Genomic DNA, 24201 nt, shown 5'->3' with positions numbered 1-24201 from the left:
TAACTCCTAATATTTAAATTTAGAAATACTCTCCTGCATTTCTTCAGCAAGCTTTGCTAAAGATTCACTAGCATTAGCAATTTCTTCTATAGATGCTATTTGCTCTTCTACAGATGCTGCTGCTTCTTCTGTTCCTGCTGCATTTTCCTCAGATATTGCTGATAGATTTTGGATAGTCTCTATAATACTTTCTTTTTTTCTATCCATCTCATTTCCAGATTGATTAATATCTTCTATTGCTTCCTTTACTTTGTCTATCGCATCAGCAATTCCCTCAAATTTAATATTCGTTAGTTCTACACTCTCAGTTTGAGACATAACTATTTTATCAACTTCGCCCATAGTATTTACAGCTTCACCAGTTTTATTAGTTAAATCTACCACTATATCAGTAATTTGTTGTGTAAATTGATTGGATTGTTCGGATAGCTTTCTTATTTCATCTGCCACTACCGCAAATCCCTTACCAGCTTCTCCTGCCCGTGCCGCCTCAATTGCTGCATTTAATGCCAATAAATTAGTCTGTTCTGTTATATTTTTAATCATTTCACTAGCGACTTCTATTTTTTCCGCACTTTTATTCGTATTAGCAATAATTTCTCCTACTTCCTTCATAGCCATGTTACACTCTGTGTTTTTTTCTACAAGATCAGTTAATATATTTAAACCTTCATCCTTTAGAATATTTACTTCTTCCGATGCACTACTTAAATTCAAAATATCTTGATGATTTTTGAATATTTGCTTACCTAATTCATCAATATTAATTGCACCTTCTTCAGTATCCTTGGCCTGATCATTTGCCCCTTTTGCAATTTCTTCAATAGTTCTGCCTACTTCTTCTGATGTCACAACTAACTGTTGAGTAACAGCGGTTAACTCTTCCGAAGAGGATGCTAGGTGCTCAGAATTATAGGATACATTTTTTATAAATTCTCTCAAACTGTATATTATTTCTTTAAATGCACGACCTAGTTCTCCTATTTCATCCTTTCTCAGAAGAAGTTTATTTTCTACATCTTCAGTAATATCTAAGTTAGCCACCTTCTGTGCAAAACCTGTAAGCAATACAATTGGCGTTGCAATACCTTTGCTAACAAAAAATGTGATTAATCCTCCTAATACAATTGCAATTAATGTAAACAAACCTAAATTATTTCTTAGTTGATTTACACCTGATAATACTTCTTGTTTATCTATCCCTACAAATATAGTCCATCCACTATTACCTATTGGAGCAAAGGCTGCCATTTTTTCTGTTCCTTTATATGTATAATTTCCTTTTCCAGATGTTTTTTCTGAAATACTACTTTTAATAAAATTAGCTAAAGATTCTGAAGCTGGATCATTTTTCGATTCTTCTATCGGATTATACTGTTGCATAACCAAATCCCTATCCTCATCTCCTACAATGGTTCCATTTTCATTTACTATAAAGAAACCTCCAGTTTCTCTATAATTCATTTCACTTACAATCTCGCTCAGTATATCTCCTTTTCTAGCACCATTTAATACTCCTATTACTTGTCCATTTTGAATAATTGGAGATGAATATACAATTATTGTATCATTATCTGCATTACTAATTATAACATCGGATATAGCAGATACTCCAGACAATGCCTTTTTGAAATAATCTCTATTACTTACATTAAAATTAATCATTTCATCATCTATAGTAGTTGAATTACCACTCAAATCTACTATAGCAAAATTATTATAACCTGCCCTTTTTGCTTCCCTTTCAAAAAAATCTACCTTCTTCTCCCAGGATAGACTGTCGATTAAATGCATATTGGCTGCTAATGTTTCATTGTGGCTTAATTGTTGATTGGTTCTTGCTTCAATATACTTTGAGGCTTCTATAGATAGAGTTTCTAAGAACTCACTCTCCTGATCAATAAGCCTATTTGAAGCAGTTTGAATAGATACAACGCCTAATGCTAATGATGTAATTAGTAATATTAGTGTAAAGATAACAATTAATTTATTTCGTATACTTTTCATGTTGTCAAACCCCCCCCATTATTCGTTATTTAATATATATCGGCGGATTTGCTAAATATCTTTACAATTTTATCGACTCTTCCACAAAATAACTTTATTAAAATCACTTATCGAAATATCAGTATTTTCAGACTAGTTTTTAGGTATATTATCTAGTAACTTTTTGATTTTAAGCCCTATTTGCAGGTTCAGCCTATGTTCTGAGTTTTCTAGGTTTAGACCTGTAATTTTCTGTATCCGTTCAATTCGATAAAGCGTAGTATTGTAGTGGGTGAAAAGTACTTCTGAAATCTTTTTTAAATTGCCATTGTACATAAAATAAGCTTCTAGGGTTTTAATTAATTCTGTCGATTTTTTTTCATCATAGGCTGCAAGTGGCTTAATAGTCATATTATAGAATCTATCTAGCTCATCACACAAATGATCTTGAAAAAGTATTTTATATACACCCAGATCTTCAAAAAATACTAAAGATTTTTCATTTAATATTTCCACAGCTTGTATAGCCTTTAAAGAGTCCATATAGCTTTTATGTACCTCTCTTAAACCTTCATAAGCTCTTCCTATTCCTATTTTATAGTTAAGTTTTTCAAATTTCTTCTTTAATAAGTTTTCCAAATTGCTACTAAATGATTTAATAGTAGAATCTATTTTATTTTTATTATGAAAAGCCAATAACATATATACGCTATCAGTTCTCCTAGCAACGAAACCTTTTAAACTATACTCTTCTATTAACCCTTCCAAGGCACTATATAAGGTTACTAATCTATGGTCAAAATTATCAACCATAATTTCTTCTTTCTCATCAGTATGTATCAACACTATAATGAAGGTGTCATTAATATCTAGCTTAAATAAATGAGCTCGTTCCTCTGCCTTTTCCTTTCTTTTCTCCTCCATAGAAAGTAGGTCTTCCAAAAATTCCGATCTATATCTATTTTCAACATCCCTTACAGAAAGTTGCTTTAATATTTCTAAGGAAATTATAGTTGATGCATTTTCTAATACAGAAAGATCAAATCCCCCCAATGGAGTATTAATAGCCCAGGAAAAAATATGCCCATATATACTGTCTTTTAGAACAATAGGCATTACCATCCTCCGGATGGGCTTCCCTTCGATTATTTCTATTCCTTCGTTAAACTTTCTTTCGGCACTTTTTGTAGAATTGGGATCGTAAAATTTTTTTGCATTTTCAAATAGAATATTTTTAGTGATATTATCAATAGATTCCAATTGCAAAAACCATTGATCCGGAAACCCAATCTTAATTATAAGAGGATTTCTTAAATTTTCACAGGTTACCCTTCCAATATCCCCTATAGTTCCACCTTCTAGTACTACATCCATCAATTGCTCGTGGACTCTTTCTAATCTTTGCAGCAAAGATGTCTGTTTGTTAAAAATCTCCTTAAAAACAGGTGTCATTATATCACTAAAGGGAGTTCCATAGTATAAGTCTATAATGGGAAGATTTAGTCCGTTGGCCAGTTCAATAATTTCAATTGGAAAGGACTCTAAATATGGATATATCTTTATTCCTATACCTGCTAACCCTTTGTTTGCACATTCTTTTATAAATAATTTTTGTTCTTCTAATCCTCCAAGTTTAAAGGAATACGCTGTAGTTAGCAAAAATTCTCCTTGGTCTACCCAATCTAAAATTTCTGGATCTGCCATAATATTTACCTTTGAAACTGTATTATGCAACCCATTAAATCCTGCAATTAGCTTGCACTTTTCCATACATTCCATTTTTAAAACATCTTCAACAGTAATCCCATTTTGCCTTCTCATTATTTCCCACCCCCTTTGTACAGTTCTAAATATTTAGAAGAAATCCTTTATTATTTTTAACAAAAAAGAAACAAGGAAATCTATATAATTTCCTTGTTTCTTTTACTATTTATTTAAGCTAATTTAGAATAAGTAATAGACAGTACCTCTTCTTTAAGCCTTTTAGCTTCAGCTAAAATATTATCACACTCTGCCTTTTTGTCTTCCACATAAGTATTATCACTTAAACCTTGTAGGTTTATAATTACGTTAAATAAAGCTCCCTCTACTCCAGCATAAGCCATTAATGCTCCTACACCTACATCTGTAATTGCATTTACATTTCCATAATTAGCAAATACTTTTTGCAATTTAAGTATGCTAAGGCATTCATTAGCAGTTGTTAGTGGTACTTCAAGAGCTTCTATTGTTGCATTTTCCATAGCTTTCTTCCTTGCTGTCTTTTCCTCTTCTGTCTCCTTTGACATTTTTAGAGCTTGCATAAATCCTTCAAAGGCTTCTACATCTTTATCTACTAGTTTATTTAATCTATTTTTTAGTTTAGCAACCTCATTAAAATTATTATTTAAAGTTGCCTTTGTTGCTTCATCTAAAGCTTCATAGGCTTTTCTACCAAAGGTTAAATTACCAACCATTGCTGTAAGAGCAGCTCCAAGACTTCCTGCTAAAGCAGCTACACTTCCACCCCCTGGTGTTGGCTCTTTGCTTTCTACCGCATCTACAAACTCTCTAATAGGTCTATCAACCAATAACATAAATCTTCCCCCTTCTATAAATGTTTTTAATTTTCAGTTTTCACTATAACTTTATCATACTAAAGATATTTCGTCTATATTCCCCTTATTAAATACAAAATTACATCAATTGTATTTGTAATTTATTAGAAGTTCTTACGCCTCCTAAAATCTTTAAATCATAATCTATATCTATTTTTCCCTTTCCTGTTTCTTCACTAATTTCTACATCTAATACATTTGTTGTTACCTTCATAGTAAAGTCCCCATAGGCAGTCATATAATTACTCTCATATTTTTTTCCCTGCTCAAATATAAAGTCTACAGCAGAGGCTCCAGAGCGTTTCATAGATACTTTTTTATTGTTCTCTATCTTTATTCTAGTTGTTGATCCCTCCATTCCTGAAATTTCTGACTCATCATAAAGAATATAATAACTGCCATTTTTTTCATAAACAGAACCTTCTGTAGTTAGTTCAATTGTACTTTCCTCACCATCAGAATTCTGTTGTATCCCTATAACCCTTATCATACGTGTAGATTTCATTTTACTCTCCTTCTCTTATATTAATTACCTCTCTCGTTAAAACGTTCAATAGCTAGTTCTATTAATCTATCTATTAAATCTTCGTATTTAATTCCTGTAGCTTCCCACATTTTAGGATACATGCTAATCTTTGTAAACCCTGGCATTGTATTAACTTCGTTAAGTAAAACACGATTAGTATTGCTCTCAACAAAAAAATCTACCCTAGATAGTCCACTACAGTCTAAAAGCTTATATACCTTAATAGCCATATCTCTTACTTCATTAAGTATACTCTCCGGTAAGTTAGCTGGTATTGCAAATTTACTAGTCCCTGCAAAATATTTATCATTATAGTCATAAAACTCCGCTGATGGTATTATTTCTGCTGGTAGAGATGCAATAGGATCATCATTTCCTAGTACAGAACATTCTATCTCCTTACCAATAATAGTTTCCTCTATTACAATCTTCCTATCATATTTTCCTGCCAGTTCAATAGCTTCCTTTAGTTTTTCTCTAGTATTAGCCTTTGTTATACCTACGCTTGATCCCATATTAGCAGGTTTAACAAAAATAGGATATTTAAATTTCTCTTCTATTCTAGATATAACTTCCATCTTATCTTTTTTATATTCCTTAAACATAACTACATCATACTTTGCCTGTGGAATGCTATCTACCTGTAAAAGTTTTTTCGATATTGCTTTATCCATTGCTACAGAAGAAGCTAAAACCCCTGTTCCTACATAGGGTATGTTTATCATTTCAAATAACCCCTGTATTGTTCCATCTTCTCCAAATGGACCATGAAGAACTGGAAAAACAACGTCTACTTTTTCAATCCTTCCATTACCAAAAGTTATCATCCCATTGCCTTTCTCAGTTGGCAATAAGGACATCTGTGTATTTAAACCTGCATTTTGTGCTCCTTCATCTGCAGTTTTCTCCCAAGCTCCACTTTGAATCTCATCTATAGGTCCTTCATATAACTTCCAAACACCTTCTTTAGTAATTCCAACAGTAATAATATTGTATTTATCCTTATTCATTGCCCTAAGTATAGAGGTAGCTGACATTAATGAAACCTCGTGTTCTCCCGACTTTCCACCGAATATTACCATTACATTCATCTTTCCCACATTAACACCTTCTTTCCTATATAATTAATATTCTACCTTTGTTTGTCTTATTATTCAACATTTTATAAGAATCATCATTGTATAAAGTTTGCAAATTAATTATAAATTTCAACATGATCTTAGAATCAATTAAACCTCTTCTCTTCACAAAAAGACAGTCGATCAAATTGAATTGATTGACTGTCTTTTTGTAAGTTTTATTTTAAAATAAGGAGATTAACGGCGACTCAATTGTCTTTTTGAGGATTTAAAAAGTTCAAACACTTTAGATTTTAATTGAAGTGGTAACTCCTTTTCATTTACACTACTATATACTAGATAGTACTCTTCCTCCGTTAAGGCACTCTTTAATTCTTGCTTTGTTTTTTCATCTGTTAGTCCATGCTTTACATCTACAAAGCATAGTGGTGGAAACATTACACACCACCAGTTTTGTCCTTTAGCCTTACCTATTTCTATACGCAGTGCCTCATATATCCCTGCAGGGAAAACCACATTACCATATCTTTTAGTTGGAAATTTATGCTCTCCTAAAGATGCCCTTACATCATATTTTTCTCCATTTCGCTCTATCTCTTCTTTCGCAACTTCTTCTATTTTTCTTAAATTAGCCGCTAAAATTTCTCTAGTTTCATTTACATCCTTAGACTTCTCTAAGTCTTCAGCCATTGCATCTATCACTTTATCTCTTACTTTAAGCTTTAGCTCTTGATCTTCTGGAGAATCACTATTAGCCAACACATGGAAACGTATTAAGTTTTCTCCCCTTCTTTCTAGAGCTTTAACTTCTTCATTTACATATAGAACATTTATTAAAACTAATCCCGTTAAAAAACATACTACTAATTTATTAGCCCATTTTTTATACATCTTCATTTCCCCTTTTCATCCATTTGATTGTTATACTCTCATTATGTACAATTAGGGGAAATTTTATACAAGTATATTTTTATATAACCTACTATCTAACTAAACCTATCCTTCGTATTTTAACATCCATCTTTACTTCAATATCTATATTGGGAAAAATATCTTTCCAATCCTTTTCTACACTTTTCCACAAACTATAGTGGCGTTGTCTTAAAAATCTATCCACTCCTATTACATCTGTTGCAAATTCTTTTTGAATTTTATATATTGTTTCTTCTATTCTTTGCTTTATTTCTCTATTAGCCAGCTCTTCTACTTCTTTAATAACTTCAACTTTTAACATATCTTCCTTAGACTCAAAATATGTTTGTTTAACGTCTGCCTCTGCCTCTATTTCTATTAAAATTTTTATATTATTCTCGTTCTCTATTAGGCTCATTTTAGGTTTTTGTGGCCTCATATCAATAGGAATACTATGCCCCTTGTAGCTAACTATCGCGCCTCCTAATATACGGGTTTCACCCTTTAAAAGCATTAAATGTGCAGTTTCTACCTCTCCTAACCAACCATTAAACTGATAGTTGCTAATTACACCAGCACCAGCCACCTTTACATCAGTTTTTCCAGCTGTTATTTTAGGTATAAGTGCGTTTCCAGTTTCATGTAGGTCTTTAAGTATATCCCCTACAGACCCACTAGGTACTCTAGGAGTTCTATCTCTTCTTCTAAATATTTCTGAAATAAATTGCCCCAGCCTTGGCTGCATGGATGGATTAATCTTAATAATATCCCCTGCAGAATCATCTGTCATTGCAAGTACAACCCTTCTACTTAAAAGTTCATTGTTCTCTATTCCATCTAATATTTCTCGAAATGACTTTGGGTCTTTAGCAACATTCGCACCTATAATTATAGTCCTTAGATGTCCTAAAAATAGTTCTTTATTAGTACGGTCTGACATTATTCTAGATACGCTATATAGAGCATCTCCAACAGTTGAAATAACAATATCTGTCACTTCCTCCTTCGTTTCGTTTGGAAATGAAAATGTAAAGGTATACTTATTTCTTCCAGTATCCTTAGCTTCTTTAATATCTGTTGTTTCTTCATCTATATTTGCTGCCTTATCCCCTTCGGCAGAAGAATATTTATCAATGCCTACAGCGCTAATGTGAGCTCTGTCTTCTATTTCTACTTTATCCCAACATCCAGTTAGTAAAAATGAAATTAATAGTAGAAAAATAGCTTTCCTTTTATACATTAGCCTTTTCCTCCCTCCTTAGTCTTTTTTGTATAACTAAAGATATTAAAACAATTAGTGGAATTACAAAAATCATAGTACTCGCAACATATTTAGTATATATATCCATCATTTCGTATGTCATAGATATGTTTTCAGGAATTATAGAAACGAAATATATAAGTGGCAAAAATGGTGCAGCCAAATAAGCATGATCTTTGGAGCTAGTTAATGATTTAGTCATAACTGTCGCCGCTAAAAACATAGGGGCCATAGTAGAAAATATAGCTAATACCCATAGGCTCATAACTAATACCTGGATATTTTCTATAAAAAGTCCTGGCAATTCTATAGTGTCAAACAAGTCTAACGTTGGCCAAAGTAAAGCTTTTACTTGTATAGGCCCAAATTGTGCAAGGGTTGCTGTTATAACTAACATGTAGAACAGCAATATTGCCACAACAGCAATATAAGCCTTTGTAGCCTTTTTAGGTTCATCTAAGTGGGCTCCGAAAAAAAGTATCATTTCAAGACCTATAAAACTAAGTATAATAGTGGGTGCTCCCTTTAAAATTTCAGTAGGGGTAATTTCAAATACTGGAAGTAAATTTGCAAAATCTGACCTAGTAAAGGATAAAGCAAATATAAATACTGTAATTGTTATAAGAATTGGAAATAAAAACTCCATCATTCTTCCTAATACTTCTATTCCTTTTCTTGCTAAATAAATAGCAGCAGCTAATACACTTATATTTATTACTTCTATAGGCGTGTTTGTAAGTAAATACACCTTTATAACTTCACTGAAAATCCTTGCAAGTAATCCAATAAATCCTATTAAATATATTACATATATAAACCCTACTATATAGGCAATAGGTTTAGTTAATGCATCACAAAGTATTTCAAAGTATTGCTTCCTAGGTTTTAGTCTTATAATTGCCCCATGGATTAGAACCGTTACTATTGCTACCAATCCTCCAGCCAATAAAATAATCCAATGATCATAGGGTACTACCTCCGCCAAATCTCGGGGTAAGGTAAGTATACCTGTACCTACCATAGCTATCATTAAAATAAATATCATCTGCCCTATTGGGATTATATCGTTGTTATCTTGCATCTAGCTTCACTCCTCTTTATCTAAATCCTCTTCCCTACGATCCTGCATTCTTTTACTTTGATTTTTATTAGCTGTTGTATCTCTATTATGCATAGATGGTAGCGGAGCCTTAATGAATGTGTCCTTTAAGTCTGTACTTTGTCTAATATAGGTTGTGTAAGGAGCTAAATATGGTACTCCAAAGCTCTTTAGGCTGCATAAATGTGCTAGTATTAGTATTGTTCCTAACATAATACCATATAGACCCAAAGTTGCAGATACAATTATTAGTAAAAATCTTAATAATCTAAGACCAATTGCCATGCTATAACTTGGAATAGCAAAGGATGATATAGCAGTTATTGCTACTACAATTACCATTATAGGTCCTACTATTCCTGCTTCTACCGCTGCCTGTCCAACTACAAGACCACCTACAATACCTATGGTGGCTCCTATGGGCCCAGGTAGCCGTACCCCTGCTTCCCTTAATATTTCTAGAGTTATTTCCATAATAATAGCCTCTATTACAGAAGGAAATGGAACCCCTGCTCTATTAGCGGCTATTGACATAGACAGCTTGGAAGGGAGCATTTGAGGGTGAAAGGCTGTAACTGCAATATATAGTGCTGGAGCATATAAAGATATGGCAGCGCCAATATATCTCAAAATCCTAATAAATGTGGCAATCCCCCACCGCTCGTAGTAATCTTCAGCAGATTGCATCATAGCATTTAAAGTAGCTGGCACTATTAGTGAAAAAGGACTATTGTCCACTATAATAGCTATCTTACCTTCGTATAGAGCTGCTGATGCAACATCTGGCCTTTCTGTAATTTGTATTTGTGGGAATGGCGAACGCCAATTATCCTCTATAAGCTGTTCTATATATCCACTATCAATTATTGCATCTATATCTATTGCACTTAGCCTTTTGTCCACCTCTTTTAATGCATCTTGATTAACTATATCTTCAATATACATAACACACACATCGCTTTGGGATCTCTTTCCAATTTTATACCCCTTTATTTTTAACTTATGATCCCTAATCCTTCTTCTAATTAAGGCAGTGTTAACTCTAATGGTTTCTACAAAACCCTCCCGAGGTCCCCTAATAACAGATTCTGTTTCAGGTTGAGAAATAGATCTGCCATCCCAGCCCTTAGATGCAATGATAATTAGCTTTTCATAATCATCTAGTATAAGTACTGTATCTCCACTTAATATATCTAGAATTCCTTGTTCAATAGTCTCTACTTCCTTCATCTCTGATACGGTTAGAGTCTTATCCTTTAGAATATTACTTAGTTCCTTTTTAATAACTTTTGCATTAGGAGGAGTGATTCTGCTAGATACCATTAAATTTTTAAGTACATAGTCATTTAGTAAATTCTTATCTGCCATACCATCTATATATATTAATGTTGCTCTATAGCTTTCATCTGTTCCTACTTTAATATTTCTATATACAATATCATCACAATCTATCAGCATGTTTTTAATAGACTCTAGATTTTCATCCAGGCTTTTACCCACCTTGGTTTCTTCTGGTTTTATATTTTCATTTTCACTTTTTTTACCAAATAAACTTTCCCACAGGCTCATCTAAATTCCTCCTAAGTCTATATCATCTTTGCAATTATAAATAAAGCAATACTTCCAAATATATATATATAAGCTAATGCATTTGCAATGTTACTTTCTTTATTAAGCTTTTTCTTTTTTAAAAGTGGTACATCTCTTAAGAGCAAAAATAGCCCTACTAATATAAATATAACTAGCATATTAACGTTAAATAATGTCCTAATATAATATAAAATTATGTTCATAGTTAATTCTCCTTTTAATTTTCTAAGCTAAGACTCAGATTTTACTACTTTATTTTTTAAGCCCTTCATCCCTATTACTATTAAAATAAGTGTTGGTACTATAAATAAAAATAAAGGACCTAAGTATTTAGTAGTTCCATCCAAAATTACATATATATGAGTGATGTTACTCGGAAGCATAGCAGTTAAATAAATAAGTGGTAGTTGACATACAGAGAAAAAGTTATTTTCTCTACATCCAGTCATTTGACCAAGCAATACACTATTAGCCATACAGTTAGGTAAATAGGACATGAATACCGAGAAAACCCATAGGCTTGCACCTATACTTGTCATATCTTCAATAAATGCTAGAGGAATATCTATACTTCTTATTAAATTTAAAGTGGGCCATACCAATACTAAGGTTTGTTTTGCACCAAACTTTGCTAAGGTTACTGTGTTTATAAATAAATATAAAAGCGTTACTAATGCTACAGATGTAGGTCCTGTCTTCTTAGCATCTTGTGGATTGTATAAAAACATGCCCAAAATCAATATAGCATCAAAACCTATAAAACTATAAAATACCCTGGGAACTGCAAAAGCTAATTCCTCAAAACTAATTTTAAAAATAGGAAGCAGATTAGAAAAATCGGCATCAAAACATGCTAGACTAAACATAATTATGGTTACTGGTGTCATAACTAGAAACAGTAACTTTGCAAACCTACCTAAAGTCTCTAATCCTAGTCTTGCTCCGTAACCGCCTGTTAGTATCATAGCTAATATAATAATCTCTATTGGTGTCATAGGGAATAATGATCCCTTAAGCACTTCAGCAAATATCCTTATATTTAGTCCCATTAGAATTATTATGTAAATAATATATATAGTGGATAATATATATGCGATAGGTCTGGTTAAAGTTATTGAAAGTATTTCAAAGTATCCCTTACCTGGGAATCGGCTTATAATGTACCCATATATAAATGCAACTATAGCTAGAATTATTCCTCCTGATAATATTATTAGCCAAGTATCTACTTCCGAGGCTTCGATCAAAAACCTTGGCAGGGATAAAATACCGGTACCTACCATTAATAAAGTTGATATCGTAACTATTTCAAAACCTGATAGTTTCTCATCCTTATTCACTATATCTCCCCCATTTATTACCTACTTAAGACAATTTTTCTATATTATCAAATACATGTGCCTTGCTTTCTATATCTGAAATATTATTTAATAATCTTTACACTTTTACATTTTTATATTCATTTATAACAATAAAAAACCTAAGGAATAAGGTTTTCCTTAGGTCTTTTAAATATATTTTTCTAATATTTCAATGTCTTCTATACGATCTATATCGCTACCGACTTCGGGGTAGGGGGTAATTAGTGCTCTGCCCTCTATATTAAATCTTTCTTTTATATAGATTTCAAGTTTTTCAATTGTAAGACGCTTTGAAAGCATTTGTAAAACAATCTTTGGCCCTAATGCTCTTGTCATTTTTAATGGATTTTTTCTATGCTTTATAAGGAGTCTAATATGATCTTCAATAGATTTAACTTTAAATGGATTAACCATTATTAAATTACCTCCAGTAAAGTCTCCTTCTTTTAAAGAAGCATATGTACGTTTAGCATCTGGGTAGTTACCTTCACATATCGATCTTTCAATAATAGGATAACATAGGTCAGCATTTAAATTAAGGGACTTAATTATAAAGTCCTGTACAGCCTGAAAAGTAATTAATGGTATATCACAGGTAGATATTAGGATTTTTTCATTCTCCTCGAAATATGATATTCCCTTCATTAGATTATCTAACATATTCTTTTCTTGATCGATTATTTCATCTACCTTATTACCTATATATGGAGTTAAGAGGGCTTTATTACCCACAACTAATATATACTCTATCATTTCTGACTGGGTTAAGGCATCTATAGTGTACTCTATTAAAGGCTTCCCTTTAAAATTAATTAATGCTTTTCCTTGTCCAAAATATTTAATGTCCTGCTCTCCTTCGCCTGCTAATATAATGGCTTTCATTAGTTAACCCCCTAACTTAGCAAATACTTACCTAAAAGTTCTAACATTCAAACTATTACTTTTATTCTTCTTTATATATTTGTAATTGCTCCATCATATGATCTGTTAGATTCTCTATATGCTTCATTCCACATTTATAGGCCTTGTCTGGATCCCTATTACGTATTGCATCTAATAAGGCCTGATGCTCGTCTACAAGTTCTTTAGCCTTATTATATCGGGAAATATAACGAACACGAAAGCGATAGATCTGTTCCCTTAAACTTTGAGAAATTTGATTCAGCTTATTGTTGCCTGTGGAATTAAAAATACGATCATGGAACTCCACATCTTTCTGGATCATTCCTTCAATATTATCTTCTTCGTAATAACGTTTAAATTCATCACAAACAGATGTAAGTTCATTAATTTCATCGTCGGACATTCTTTCCGCTGCTAAAGATGCTGCTAATCCTTCCAATACCATTCGTACTTCTAATACCTCTAAGACATCCTTTATTGAAACATCTGCAACATAGGCGCCCCTTCTAGGAACCATAACTACTAGACCTTCTAGTTCTAGTTTTCGTATAGCTTCCCTTACAGGCGTTCTACTAACCCCCAACTGCTCTGCCATCTGAATTTCCATCAGTCTTTTTCCAGGTTCTAGCTTACCATCTAATATAGATTGTCTTAAATATTCAAAAACGATTTCCCTTAAAGGCTTATAGTTTTCTATGTATAGCTTTTCTAAATTATCCAATTTTTTTACCTCCATTATAGGTTTGAACCATATATGTTTGTTTATAAAATAAGGATAGATGTTCATATGCGGATTTTGCTTTTTCATAATTTTTATATATACCAAAAACTGTAGGACCACTTCCAGACATCATCGCTCCTAAGGCATTATATTCCATCATTCTTCTTTTAATCTCAGTAATAATATTATATTTTGTTTCTGTTACAGTTTCTAATATATTACCCATATTACTTGATAAAGCATAAATATTACCTTCTTTAATAGCATCAACTAATTGAGTTGTATTAGGTCTATCTGTTATTTTAGACAAATCTAACTGTCCGTATACTTCCCCAGTGGATACAGATATGGGAGGTTTAGCTAATACTATCCAAGTATTTTTAATATTAGAATCTATAGGAGTCAGTTTATCTCCTATACCTTTTGCTAAGGCAGTTCCTCCTAAAATACAAAATGGAACATCTGCTCCAATGGTTACCCCTATATCCATAAGCTCTTTTGTGGAAAGCCTTAGATCCCATAGATGATTAAGGCCTTTTAAAACTGCGGCTGCATTAGAGCTCCCACCTGCTAGCCCAGCTGCTACTGGGATTTGCTTATCTATATAAATATCTACCCCCTTAGAAATAGATAATACCCTTCGGAGCCTATCCGCTGCCTTATATGCAATATTCGAAACATTTTTAGGAATATATTCACAGTTGGTGAAGATTTTTATTTCTTTATCATCTCTTTCTCTAATACATATATTGTCATATAAATTTATTTGCTGCATAATCATTTCTACTTCATGGTAACCATCGGGCCTTTTGCCTATCACATCTAATGATAGGTTAATCTTTGCCCTAGATTTCAAATTTATTTGTTTCATTGTTTTCTCTCCTCAACCAACATTATATCTGATAAATCATCTATTATTATATATTAATAAGGGCTTTTTCTGCAATACTTAACAAAAGCATAAAAGGACTGTCAATAAGACAGTCCTTTTTACTATAGCTTAAAGTTGTGAACTTTTTCAATAATAATATGATCTCCAGCTTTAACAGCTACTGGATTCTCAATTTGATTTGTTTCCATAATCCTTTGTACAGTTGTATGATATCTTTTAGCAACCTTCCACAGAGTGTCCTCAGGTTGCATAAAATATATAGTTAAACTCGGTCTTGATGTTATATTAACATCTTCTTCTAATTCATCAATATTTGCAATTACATCTATAACTTTTTTACAATATGCTTCACAGGTAGCTCCTACATTTATCTTCAGCTCAACCTGTTCTCCATTTATAACATTATAGTTTGTTTCTTCTATAAATAATTCAACTTCAGCTTCCATATCTTCTTGTAGACCTTCAAGATCAACATAATGTTTAAATGGAACTTCTTGAATAAAGCTATATAAAGGTTGTATTCCTTCCATTGCCTTATACATAATTGTAGCTTCTAATATTCCCTCTATCATAGTTTTATCTACTACAAGACTATAGTCTGTTAAAATTGGTTTAACATTAACAGAAAATACTTCATTAATAGGAGGATGGCCATGAGGTATATCTAAAGTTTCTCTCAAAAGTACATGTGCTCTATTCATACCAATATTTTCGTTTAATTCAATCTGCTTTTTGTTGATTTTAAGCACTTTACTTGGTGAATATGTATCAACCAATATCTCCCTACTTTGAGTGTCCATAACCTTGGCCTCTACTTTAATTACCCCTTCAATTTCTACTATCTTTCTCTCACCACGAATATTCTCTTTAATATCATAGTAAAGTTCGTCAACAGAAAGTTTTAATTTATATTTCATATCACTAAAAGCATCCGTAATTTCTACAAAGTGAGTAAATGGAATCTCTCTTTTAATTATCTTTAATGGATTTTCATCATCTTCATCAACATATAATAAATCGATATTTACTATACCACCTACAATTACTTTTCCATCGGTAATTTTAGTTTCCCTCTCTAGTACTGTAGCATCCCATTTTAAAACTTCTTTAATCTCATATTCATCTTCATCTATTTCGAAATTATCTTTTACTAATGTTTCTGATTTGTTGACTCCTACAATATCAGTGTATTGAAATGTTTCCTTCAACACTTGAATATCCTCTAGGCCTGCAAGATCCTTAGTAATTTCCATAGTCTTTTCTTCAATACCTTTACCAGTTAAGTTAATTACAGCCTTTACCCCAATTTTCCTATCGTTGTTTATATTAAAGTCAACGTGTTCAACTTCTGCTACTACTTCACTCTTCATTTTAGAATTAATACCTTCAATTTCAATACTTTGCTTAAATTCTGTGCTACTATCTATGCTGTAAAGAGGTTGTTCTCCTTTTTCAGAAACATATAAAATCTTAAAATATGTAGTCCCTTCTACAGCAATTTTGTTATCCATTATCTCTTGCTTAGTTAATTGTACTTTACCATTGGCAGATAAAACTCTTGTAATGTCAGGCTTTGTATCAGGTACTAGAATATCTCCTTCTACAATTGTCTGAGCAATATTTTCACCTACTACTTGATCCAATTTAAACAAGTCTCTTATTAGTTCAACAGACATACATTTGCCTCCTCCCGAAATCTTTTAAAATCCTTACTATACTATATTTTGTTGTGTACAAAATATGTTAAAAAATTTATTACCATTTTAGTTAGTCCAATAAAATTTCTCTTTTACATATATATGTTATTAAATAAAAAAAAGAAGTGAAAATGCAGGATTTTCACTTCTTTTTTTGCTATTCTATCTAAAGGAATTAACCTTAATCTCAATAATATTATAGATTGAAACTGATACTTAATAACTAAGCCAATAGGTTTATAATAATATTTGGAATTAACATAGCTACAAACATACCATAAATAACATCAAACCATAATACAGATGCAATAGTGCATAGATAAATAAGTCCAACAATAGGTGTAGCTAATATTCTAATCCATATTGGTGTTTCTTCTTTTTTAATTCCATTCCAAATATTTTTAGCATCTTGAATACTAGGAAAAGCATGCATTGCTATAGAAATACCTAGCCATATAAAAAAGTAATCTACTGTATGACCATCACCAAACCTAATTACTGGTATAGCTCCTGGAAGAGCTATCAAAGCACCTAGGATAGTATTAATTAAAAATGGTCCTATTCCTATTAATAACTGTTTAATAGGCTCTGTAGGAATCTCATGTGTTACATATCCAGCTGGATTTTTTAGGCTAAAATAACAAACATCTAATACTGCAACCCTTGTAATTCTACAAAATAACTGATGTGCAAGTTCGTGAACAATTACACCTGGAAAGGTTGTTATAGAAACCAAAAAACCTGGTATTATATACATTAATTCTACCTCCTCTCATCTTTATAGGCATAAATACAATTCAACATTTTTCCTATATTATCTACTATCTTAATTTGATCAGCCCTGAAATAACATCTTCTAACCATTTTATCTCCCTATTACTGTACTGATTTTGCTGATTTCTAAGTAAATCCATTGTTTTATTTCTTTCTTCTTCCATATTATTATAATGATATGCTAAGGCAAGATTTGATATAAAATAGGGTTCCTGCGGACTAATCTCATAAGCCTTTTTTGCAAAGTCCAATGCTGCTTTATCTTCATATCTTTTAAGTTCAATTCTACTTAATCCAACATAAGCACGTGGATTTTCAATATTGTGTTCTAAAACTTTGTTGCAATATTCAATGCCTCGATCGAACTCGCCTCTTTCCCTATAAAGTGCAGAAAGAAATAAATAGCCATCATAAAATGTGGGATCAATACTAAGTATTTTATTCATATACTCTTCTGATTCATCATATCTTCCTTGATCGTAATAGACATTAGCTAAATAATAAATAGCAAAAACATCCTCTGGATTTTTATTAACCCAATTTTCTAATTCATTAAAAAACTCTTGGGTTCCTAGATCATATTGATCTAATACGTTCACTAACTCCTCGCTTGGATAAAAATTCCTAGATATTTTATCCATAATTTCATTAACTTCCTCAACTAAATCCTGTTCGTCCAGATCTCTACCACCAATTATATCAATAGTATTAATGGCTTCTTCAATTTTATTATTATGATAGTAGGTAACCGCCAGTTTAGCTAATATTAATGTGGAGTCTGGATACTGTTCTAATGCCTTTTCATACTCCTCCATAGCTGTTTTATATTTGTGGGCTGTTTCTGCCTTTTTCCCTCTTTCATAGGCAATACCACTGATTAATGTTTGAGGAAATCTCATTATACCAGCAATAAACGTAAATATTAATATTATAATAAATCCCTTAACCCATAGAGGTATGGGTCTCCTAACAAATTCTTCTCTACACTCTCTACATAGTGCTAGATTATATCCCTCTTCAACATGAGGACTATTGCAGTTTTTACATACTCCATCATCGACATAATCCTGCTCCATTACTTCTTCCGACATATTTTTAGCCTCCTTTCATAGATAATATAACTTTAAAATAAAAAAAGCTTTGTACAAAAGCGCACAAAGCTAAGGATAATCCTTATATAATTGGATTATCCTTTTCGGCAACCCGGCTACCATAGTAAAATATACTTTAGGCCCAAGGCTTTGCGTCATTATCTTTCGATAATTTTGCCCTTTTCAAATACTGTATATATTTTTCCGTTTAACAGGTATATAATTATACATTTCTCTACAAAATCCTTTATTATCATATCGACAAAAAACGCCATTATTCGACAATGGCGCTTTCAATTAATTTTAATTTTTCCTTTCTTCTCATCTGCTTTATTTCATATTCCCTCTTCTGGGCAGATACTTTATCATCATACTCTTCAAAATATACAAGCTTTACAGGAAGTCTAGCCCTTGTATATTTCCCACCATTCCCATCTCCATGGGTTTTAACTCTCTTCTCTAAATTATTAGTCCATCCAGTGTATAGGCTCTTATCAGCACATTCTAATATGTATACGTAGTTCATTTTAATCACCATATATATTTTATCATTTTTCTAGTACTAGCCTACTTTAATAAATTTAAAATAGTATCATAAACCATCTTCGGAAGCACATTAAAGGAATAATCTCTTTCTACTCTCTCTGTAAACTTATGAGCATCTTTGCCGAAAGGTCCTATATTTACTACAGGAAGGTTAAGTTCTTGCATTTCTTTAAGTGGAAGATTATATTTTACACCAAAACCTGGCATATTTTCTTTTAAAACTCCGATGATAGAATCTTCTTTTGGTGCAGCAGCATAGCTTAAATCTGATATATAAGGATAGAATTTTTTTCTAACTATATTAAATTTGTTGTCAGCAGCTTCAATAGCATCATCAACAGCTCTTAGAAGATTTTTCTCTTTAACTTCATTACCTTCTACATAAATGTGAGGATAATATGGTGGTGAGAAATAAGCTATAACTACAGGTTCTTTATCAGACCACATTTTATGTACTTGCTCTACAAGTTTTAATGCAAAAACCCTTTCATCAATTTTATCATTATCAAGTAGCTCTCTATTTAATTTCTCAAGCATTAAATTAAGTTCTTCACCTTTTTCAGCCCTAACTTTTTCAACTAGCTCTTCATAAGTAATAACTCTTGCTTTCCAAGGTAACTCCGCATAAGGATAACTACTCATTTTACAATAACTCTTATATTGATTATTTAACTCATCTATAGTATTTTGGAAAGCTTTAAAAGCTCCTACTAACATTCTGTTCATTACTTCATCAGGAGTAGATATATGGGTAGCATAGTTAAAGTAAAGATATGAAGTCTTCGCAATTTGTACTGAGTATTCTGTTTTTAAGTCTTGTTGCCTCAAAGTAATTGGTGGAAGAGACACTTCTCCTTCAGCCACATCACAGTACTCCATATTTAAGTTAAATTCCTTAGTTATGCTAGAAGATATTTGATTAGGGTCTAATCCTTTATAGGGTTCCCCCACATGGGTTTCTTTACCTACTATAAAGAAACTAGGCATTAGTTTACCAACAGTACCTATGTATACATATCTATTTTCATCGCCAACATATCTAGGAGCACTATAATCAGTGTCTATAACTGCTAAGTATTCATAGCCTTCCGACTCTTTAAGCCTAACTAATTCAGGTACTACAGATAGCATTCCACCAGAGTTGCCTTCTTCATCACATACAGCAGCAAATATAACATTTCCCTCTAGATTATCTACGTTTTTAGCTAGTTCTTCCATTATGGTCATGATAATTGCTACTCCGCATTTCATATCAAAAATTCCTCTACCAAAGATATAATTTCCAGTGTCTAAATCAATTCTGGCTTCTTCAGGAATGATTACTTCTTTTAATTTTTCAATTAATTCTAAAGGTTTAGTAGCATACTCTTTTAAGTCACCATAATCCGTTATACCAACAGTGTCTGTATGTCCAATTAAAATAACTGTCTTATTGGAATTTCCCTTTTTTCCTTTAATCGTAGCCAAAGTAGATTTTCTACCAATCTCATCGTCTATAACATCTACGTATTTTAAGTTTTCAGGATTATTCTTAAAATAATCCATTTCACCAAAGAATTTATAGATTCTTTTAACCACATTATTTTCTTCTTTAGTACCTACAACACTAAGGATACTTGTAAGCCCTATAGCTAGCTCTTCAGCTCTTTTACCAATGTCCATTATAATACCCCCTTAATATGTATTGTTTTACTCTAAATCTTTAAACCATCAATACTAAAGCTCTTCACGCACAAGAGGCATAGACATACATCTTGGACCACCTCGTCCTCTTACCAGTTCAGATCCTTCAATCTCTATAACTTCTATTCCATTATTTCTTAAATATTCATTTGATATCTCATTGCGATTATATGTAATAATTACTCCAGGTGCAACAGCTAGGGTGTTAGTAGCATCGTTCCATTGCTCCCTAGCCGCTGTAATGGCATCTCCTCTACCAGTTTTAATTAGTTTTATAGCTGGAAGTCCTAAGGCTGACTTCAAACTGTTTTCTAATGTATCTATAGGTGTAATCTTTGGCATCTTCCTACCCTTGGTTAACTCATATACACTAACCCTATCCTCTATTCCAGGATAAATTGTAAACTTATCGTAATCAACCATTGTAAATACCGTATCTAGATGCATATATGCTCTAGTAAATGGAATTTTAACAGCTAGCACCTTTTCTATGTTACTATTTTCAAAAAGTCTTTGGGCTAAAATTTCTATACCATTAGCTGAAGTCCTTTCACTACAGCCAATCGCCACCACTTTATCACTTAATACTAAAATATCTCCTCCCTCTATACTGTGTTTTTCATTGTAATCGTACCATTGAGGAGTATTTTTCCCATTAAATAATGGGTTGTATTTATAAATATATCGTAAAAACATAGTTTCCCTATTTCTAGCACTCATTTCCATTTTATTAATAGATAGACCTTGACCAATAACGGTTCCTGGATCTCTGGTGAAATATAGATTTGGTAGAGGATTTATATAGAAACGATATTCTTGTTTAATATAATCTAATAAACAAGGTTCACGTTTAATTTCTGGTAAATCATCTTTATGTAGTCCTGATATAGCTATCTCCACAGTTTCTGCTGGCGTTTTTGTTAATAAGTATTCTATAATACCTTTTTCTAATAGTTCATTACCAATGTTACAGATCTTTACTAAATCTTCAACAAAGGATTCATGTATATCTTTATTCTTTAAAACTTCTTCTAATAATTCTTCATAATAATATACATCAGCTCCTCTGCCAGTCATTACCTTTGCAAAGCCATCATGCTCCTGCCTCATTCTATTAAGCCATGGTATATCATCAAATAGAAGTTCTTGTAAATATTGAGGTGTTAATCTCTCTAATTCTCGACCTGGTCTATGAAGAAGTACTGCCTTTAATTTGCCTATTTCCGATGTAATATTTAAAAAACCACCATTTAGCATAGTTTTTCCGCCTCCGTTTTAAACTTTTATGAATTGTCTTTTTATTCTAATAATAGTATATCCAATTTTTATGCATAATTCAATATTAGTATTTATAAGGTTTATAGAGTTTTTATACATTTAATGTATAAAAATTTAAACTCGTATAATGCTGTCTCATTGATTATAAAAATAAAGACCACCCATTAGGGTGGCGTTTATATTAACTAACTTTAATACTCTTGTTGTCACTACACACGGTGATTTCAACTGTTTCTGTAAGAATATCAGAATAACTGTAGGAAACTCTTCTAACATTGTCATCAAACTTTCCATCAATTCTTACGATAAAGATATTGGGATATGTGTTCTCTAAGATTCCTTCTCGAACAGTAGTTTTCTTTCTTCCTTTATTAGCCTTAAGAACAATTTTTTGTCCAACATATCCTTCAATGTTCTTTCTAATCTCTTGTAATTGATTTGTTCCATCAAGTGGAGTTTTGATTGCCAAGTAATCACCTTCTTTCGCAACTTTGACAATTATATCATAACATATTTGATAACTATTGTCAAATAGTTGACCATATATTATAAATGCAAATGGATTGTTTGTCAAATAGCATATATTTGTTTTTTAAATATTTATTATACATAAAGTAAGAGAATTGTTAATTCTCTTATTTTATTTTAACTAAATATATCTATAGAAATTAACAAATCCCTTTGCGATGGATTTAGCAGCTCTCTTTCTAAAGCTATCATCCATTAGCATCTTTTCTTCTGCAAAATTAGAGATGTAGGCTACTTCCACATGGATAGAACTAACAATAACTTCCCTTAATAGGAAAAAGTCAGCTGGCTTTATACCTTTATCCAGAGTCTCAATCTCCTCTGTCAATGCAGTCATTATTTCTCTTGCAAGTTCTTTAGCAACTGTATCTCCTCGGAAATAATAAATTTCTGTTCCAGATTTAGAAGGATGATTAAAATAATTTTGATGAATACTAATAAAGAAATGAGGTGCAATACTATTGGCCATTTGAGCTCTATCATTTAAATGTACAACAATATCTTCTCGTCTAGTTAAATAAACCTCTGCGCCTAAACTTTGAAGTTCCTTTTCTAAGTGTAAAGCTATAGATAGGTTAACATCTTTTTCTCTTAATCCTTGGCTTCCAACATGATCATCACTATCTTCACCACCATGGGCAGGATCAATCACTACTAGTTTCCCTTTTAAGGGCATATTTATACATGGATTTTGTATTTTTTTAATTTCAATCCCTGTATAATAATATTTTAAAATTTCTTCTGCCGAACTACCCTCACAGGCCATATTATTTGCACCATACTGACAAAGACCTAAACCATCGCCCTTACCTATCGTAAAAAAGCGCATTATTTGTGGTCTCCATCCAAATCTAGTTGAATTTATATTCAAAATATCCATTACTTCTTTTCCTTTAAACTCTTTACCACCAATTTTTATTTTTGTTACTCTATTTTGCTCATCCCTAAGAACATCATCAATAATATTATCAATAGTAGTATCCTTCAAAACCTCATCATTAGTTAGCTTTACTCCTAATTTATTTTCTACCTCTTCTATAGGAATATCCTTATAGTTTAAAGAATACGGGCTGTTTTGACAATGATTACAAAGTACTTTTCTTAAATACTGAACAACATTGCCCTCAACATTTTCGCTATTTTCTGTAGATCCTCCACATACTAGATGAGCCCTCGCATCAATCGGCTTATTATTAAATAGTAAAACAGACCCTTTGGTCTCCATTACAGCTGCTTCTATCTTTTTAACATAATCTTCGTAATCTCTCCCCCATATTTCTTTATACCGCTCTAGCGGTATAACTCCTACAAAATTCTCCATTAAAATATCAGCTTCCTTCTGCTGACTTACACCACATCCTCCATAAGCTCTCATTTGTCTAACTAACTTAGTTCTCATAATAATGCTTTGACACTTTAAAGCCTCTATATGAAAGTTTAGTGGAATACTCCATGCCACTAACTGTTTCACCAGTTCCTCCAGTTCATTTATCACTATTTTGTCAGCTTTTTTATCATATATATTTATATAAACTTCTCTACTTTCATCATACAAATTTAACCCTCCTAGTCTTTCGCAATATGCTTTTTATTTACATCAACTTCCCCCACTCTATAACTACTTGTATATAGTAATTTTAAAAGCCATAGGCTAAGTATAGGGTTATTGTAATATAT

The 24201-nt window shown here is 32.0% G+C and carries 22 protein-coding genes and 1 riboswitch; all 22 genes read right to left on the bottom strand.

Features of this window, described 5'->3' with window-relative positions; genetic code table 11:
* Positions 1–6: 6 nt before the first annotated feature.
* A complete protein-coding gene (locus KQI88_RS06705) occupies positions 7–2007 on the bottom strand; it encodes a methyl-accepting chemotaxis protein (protein ID WP_216415581.1) in 2001 nt (666 codons plus the stop codon).
* 132 nt (positions 2008–2139) lie between these two features.
* Positions 2140–3807 carry a PucR family transcriptional regulator gene (locus KQI88_RS06700; protein WP_216415580.1) on the bottom strand — a complete coding sequence of 556 codons (1668 nt, stop codon included), beginning with the start codon at positions 3805–3807 and terminating at the stop codon, positions 2140–2142.
* Positions 3808–3920: 113 nt separating this feature from the next.
* On the bottom strand, positions 3921–4562 hold the full coding sequence (locus tag KQI88_RS06695; protein ID WP_216415579.1) for a cyclodeaminase/cyclohydrolase family protein: 642 nt from the start codon (positions 4560–4562) through the stop codon (positions 3921–3923).
* Between the two features lie 100 nt (positions 4563–4662).
* Complete coding sequence (locus tag KQI88_RS06690; protein ID WP_216415578.1) at positions 4663–5088, bottom strand: DUF1934 domain-containing protein; 426 nt, start codon at positions 5086–5088, stop codon at positions 4663–4665.
* A gap of 20 nt (positions 5089–5108) precedes the next feature.
* The gene (locus KQI88_RS06685; protein ID WP_246579186.1) at positions 5109–6200 is read right to left on the bottom strand and encodes a D-alanine--D-alanine ligase family protein; all 1092 of its coding nucleotides are present in this window, start codon (positions 6198–6200) and stop codon (positions 5109–5111) included.
* Between the two features lie 225 nt (positions 6201–6425).
* Positions 6426–7079, bottom strand: a complete 654-nt coding sequence (gene spoIIR / locus KQI88_RS06680; RefSeq protein WP_216415576.1) for a stage II sporulation protein R — start codon at positions 7077–7079, stop codon at positions 6426–6428.
* Between the two features lie 91 nt (positions 7080–7170).
* Positions 7171–8340 (bottom strand): Ger(x)C family spore germination protein, encoded by a 1170-nt coding sequence (locus KQI88_RS06675; protein WP_216415575.1) that lies wholly within the window; start codon positions 8338–8340, stop codon positions 7171–7173.
* Positions 8333–9442, bottom strand: a complete 1110-nt coding sequence (locus tag KQI88_RS06670; RefSeq protein ID WP_216415574.1) for a GerAB/ArcD/ProY family transporter — start codon at positions 9440–9442, stop codon at positions 8333–8335. The genes KQI88_RS06675 and KQI88_RS06670 overlap by 8 nt, the downstream gene beginning before the upstream one ends.
* A 6-nt stretch (positions 9443–9448) precedes the next feature.
* A complete protein-coding gene (locus tag KQI88_RS06665; protein ID WP_216415573.1) occupies positions 9449–11029 on the bottom strand; it encodes a spore germination protein in 1581 nt (526 codons plus the stop codon).
* Between the two features lie 17 nt (positions 11030–11046).
* Positions 11047–11253 carry a CLC_0170 family protein gene (locus KQI88_RS06660; protein ID WP_216415572.1) on the bottom strand — a complete coding sequence of 69 codons (207 nt, stop codon included), beginning with the start codon at positions 11251–11253 and terminating at the stop codon, positions 11047–11049.
* 27 nt (positions 11254–11280) lie between these two features.
* On the bottom strand, positions 11281–12390 hold the full coding sequence (locus KQI88_RS06655) for a GerAB/ArcD/ProY family transporter (protein ID WP_216415571.1): 1110 nt from the start codon (positions 12388–12390) through the stop codon (positions 11281–11283).
* Between the two features lie 168 nt (positions 12391–12558).
* Complete coding sequence (locus KQI88_RS06650; protein ID WP_216415570.1) at positions 12559–13293, bottom strand: nucleotidyltransferase family protein; 735 nt, start codon at positions 13291–13293, stop codon at positions 12559–12561.
* Positions 13294–13354: 61 nt separating this feature from the next.
* On the bottom strand, positions 13355–14035 hold the full coding sequence (locus KQI88_RS06645) for a GntR family transcriptional regulator (RefSeq protein ID WP_216415569.1): 681 nt from the start codon (positions 14033–14035) through the stop codon (positions 13355–13357).
* Positions 14028–14906: a 4-(cytidine 5'-diphospho)-2-C-methyl-D-erythritol kinase gene (gene ispE / locus KQI88_RS06640; protein ID WP_216415568.1), complete on the bottom strand. Its 879-nt coding sequence runs from the start codon at positions 14904–14906 to the stop codon at positions 14028–14030. Before ispE ends, KQI88_RS06645 begins: the two co-directional genes overlap by 8 nt.
* A gap of 122 nt (positions 14907–15028) precedes the next feature.
* On the bottom strand, positions 15029–16603 hold the full coding sequence (locus KQI88_RS06635) for a DUF3794 and LysM peptidoglycan-binding domain-containing protein (protein WP_216415567.1): 1575 nt from the start codon (positions 16601–16603) through the stop codon (positions 15029–15031).
* A gap of 244 nt (positions 16604–16847) precedes the next feature.
* Positions 16848–17381, bottom strand: a complete 534-nt coding sequence (locus KQI88_RS06630) for a metalloprotease family protein (RefSeq protein ID WP_216415566.1) — start codon at positions 17379–17381, stop codon at positions 16848–16850.
* Positions 17382–17445: 64 nt separating this feature from the next.
* Positions 17446–18489: a tetratricopeptide repeat protein gene (locus KQI88_RS06625; RefSeq protein ID WP_216415565.1), complete on the bottom strand. Its 1044-nt coding sequence runs from the start codon at positions 18487–18489 to the stop codon at positions 17446–17448.
* Between the two features lie 103 nt (positions 18490–18592).
* Positions 18593–18678: riboswitch (cyclic di-GMP riboswitch) on the bottom strand.
* Positions 18679–18763: 85 nt separating this feature from the next.
* On the bottom strand, positions 18764–19015 hold the full coding sequence (locus KQI88_RS06620) for a GIY-YIG nuclease family protein (protein ID WP_216415564.1): 252 nt from the start codon (positions 19013–19015) through the stop codon (positions 18764–18766).
* A gap of 41 nt (positions 19016–19056) precedes the next feature.
* A complete protein-coding gene (locus KQI88_RS06615) occupies positions 19057–20697 on the bottom strand; it encodes a M20/M25/M40 family metallo-hydrolase (protein ID WP_216415563.1) in 1641 nt (546 codons plus the stop codon).
* Between the two features lie 54 nt (positions 20698–20751).
* Positions 20752–21975, bottom strand: coding sequence for an arginine deiminase (arcA, locus tag KQI88_RS06610; RefSeq protein WP_216415562.1), 1224 nt, complete (start codon positions 21973–21975; stop codon positions 20752–20754).
* A 202-nt stretch (positions 21976–22177) separates the two neighbouring features.
* Positions 22178–22465 (bottom strand): Veg family protein, encoded by a 288-nt coding sequence (locus KQI88_RS06605; protein ID WP_216415561.1) that lies wholly within the window; start codon positions 22463–22465, stop codon positions 22178–22180.
* A 180-nt stretch (positions 22466–22645) separates the two neighbouring features.
* Positions 22646–24079 carry an N-acetylmuramoyl-L-alanine amidase gene (locus tag KQI88_RS06600; RefSeq protein ID WP_216415560.1) on the bottom strand — a complete coding sequence of 478 codons (1434 nt, stop codon included), beginning with the start codon at positions 24077–24079 and terminating at the stop codon, positions 22646–22648.
* Positions 24080–24201: the final 122 nt, after the last annotated feature.

Source organism: Alkaliphilus flagellatus (genome assembly GCF_018919215.1).
GTDB classification, from domain to species: domain Bacteria; phylum Bacillota; class Clostridia; order Peptostreptococcales; family Natronincolaceae; genus Alkaliphilus_B; species Alkaliphilus_B flagellatus.
The sequence above is the reverse complement of the archived record's forward strand: the minus strand, read 5'-3'. Positions and strand labels throughout refer to the sequence as shown.

What these genes read in the sequence shown, in the direction of transcription:
- KQI88_RS06670 (WP_216415574.1), bottom strand. Translation starts at nt 9,442, where the DNA reads ATGCAAGATAACAACGATATAATCCCAATAGGGCAGATGATATTTATT.
- KQI88_RS06700 (WP_216415580.1), bottom strand. Translation starts at nt 3,807, where the DNA reads ATGAGAAGGCAAAATGGGATTACTGTTGAAGATGTTTTAAAAATGGAA.
- KQI88_RS06630 (WP_216415566.1), bottom strand. Translation starts at nt 17,381, where the DNA reads ATGTATATAATACCAGGTTTTTTGGTTTCTATAACAACCTTTCCAGGT.
- KQI88_RS06625 (WP_216415565.1), bottom strand. Translation starts at nt 18,489, where the DNA reads ATGTCGGAAGAAGTAATGGAGCAGGATTATGTCGATGATGGAGTATGT.
- KQI88_RS06650 (WP_216415570.1), bottom strand. Translation starts at nt 13,293, where the DNA reads ATGAAAGCCATTATATTAGCAGGCGAAGGAGAGCAGGACATTAAATAT.
- KQI88_RS06660 (WP_216415572.1), bottom strand. Translation starts at nt 11,253, where the DNA reads ATGAACATAATTTTATATTATATTAGGACATTATTTAACGTTAATATG.
- ispE (WP_216415568.1), bottom strand. Translation starts at nt 14,906, where the DNA reads ATGAAACAAATAAATTTGAAATCTAGGGCAAAGATTAACCTATCATTA.
- KQI88_RS06615 (WP_216415563.1), bottom strand. Translation starts at nt 20,697, where the DNA reads ATGGACATTGGTAAAAGAGCTGAAGAGCTAGCTATAGGGCTTACAAGT.
- KQI88_RS06685 (WP_246579186.1), bottom strand. Translation starts at nt 6,200, where the DNA reads ATGAATGTAATGGTAATATTCGGTGGAAAGTCGGGAGAACACGAGGTT.
- KQI88_RS06620 (WP_216415564.1), bottom strand. Translation starts at nt 19,015, where the DNA reads ATGAACTACGTATACATATTAGAATGTGCTGATAAGAGCCTATACACT.
- KQI88_RS06705 (WP_216415581.1), bottom strand. Translation starts at nt 2,007, where the DNA reads ATGAAAAGTATACGAAATAAATTAATTGTTATCTTTACACTAATATTA.
- KQI88_RS06665 (WP_216415573.1), bottom strand. Translation starts at nt 11,029, where the DNA reads ATGAGCCTGTGGGAAAGTTTATTTGGTAAAAAAAGTGAAAATGAAAAT.
- KQI88_RS06695 (WP_216415579.1), bottom strand. Translation starts at nt 4,562, where the DNA reads ATGTTATTGGTTGATAGACCTATTAGAGAGTTTGTAGATGCGGTAGAA.
- KQI88_RS06675 (WP_216415575.1), bottom strand. Translation starts at nt 8,340, where the DNA reads ATGTATAAAAGGAAAGCTATTTTTCTACTATTAATTTCATTTTTACTA.
- KQI88_RS06635 (WP_216415567.1), bottom strand. Translation starts at nt 16,603, where the DNA reads ATGTCTGTTGAACTAATAAGAGACTTGTTTAAATTGGATCAAGTAGTA.
- spoIIR (WP_216415576.1), bottom strand. Translation starts at nt 7,079, where the DNA reads ATGTATAAAAAATGGGCTAATAAATTAGTAGTATGTTTTTTAACGGGA.
- KQI88_RS06690 (WP_216415578.1), bottom strand. Translation starts at nt 5,088, where the DNA reads ATGAAATCTACACGTATGATAAGGGTTATAGGGATACAACAGAATTCT.
- arcA (WP_216415562.1), bottom strand. Translation starts at nt 21,975, where the DNA reads ATGCTAAATGGTGGTTTTTTAAATATTACATCGGAAATAGGCAAATTA.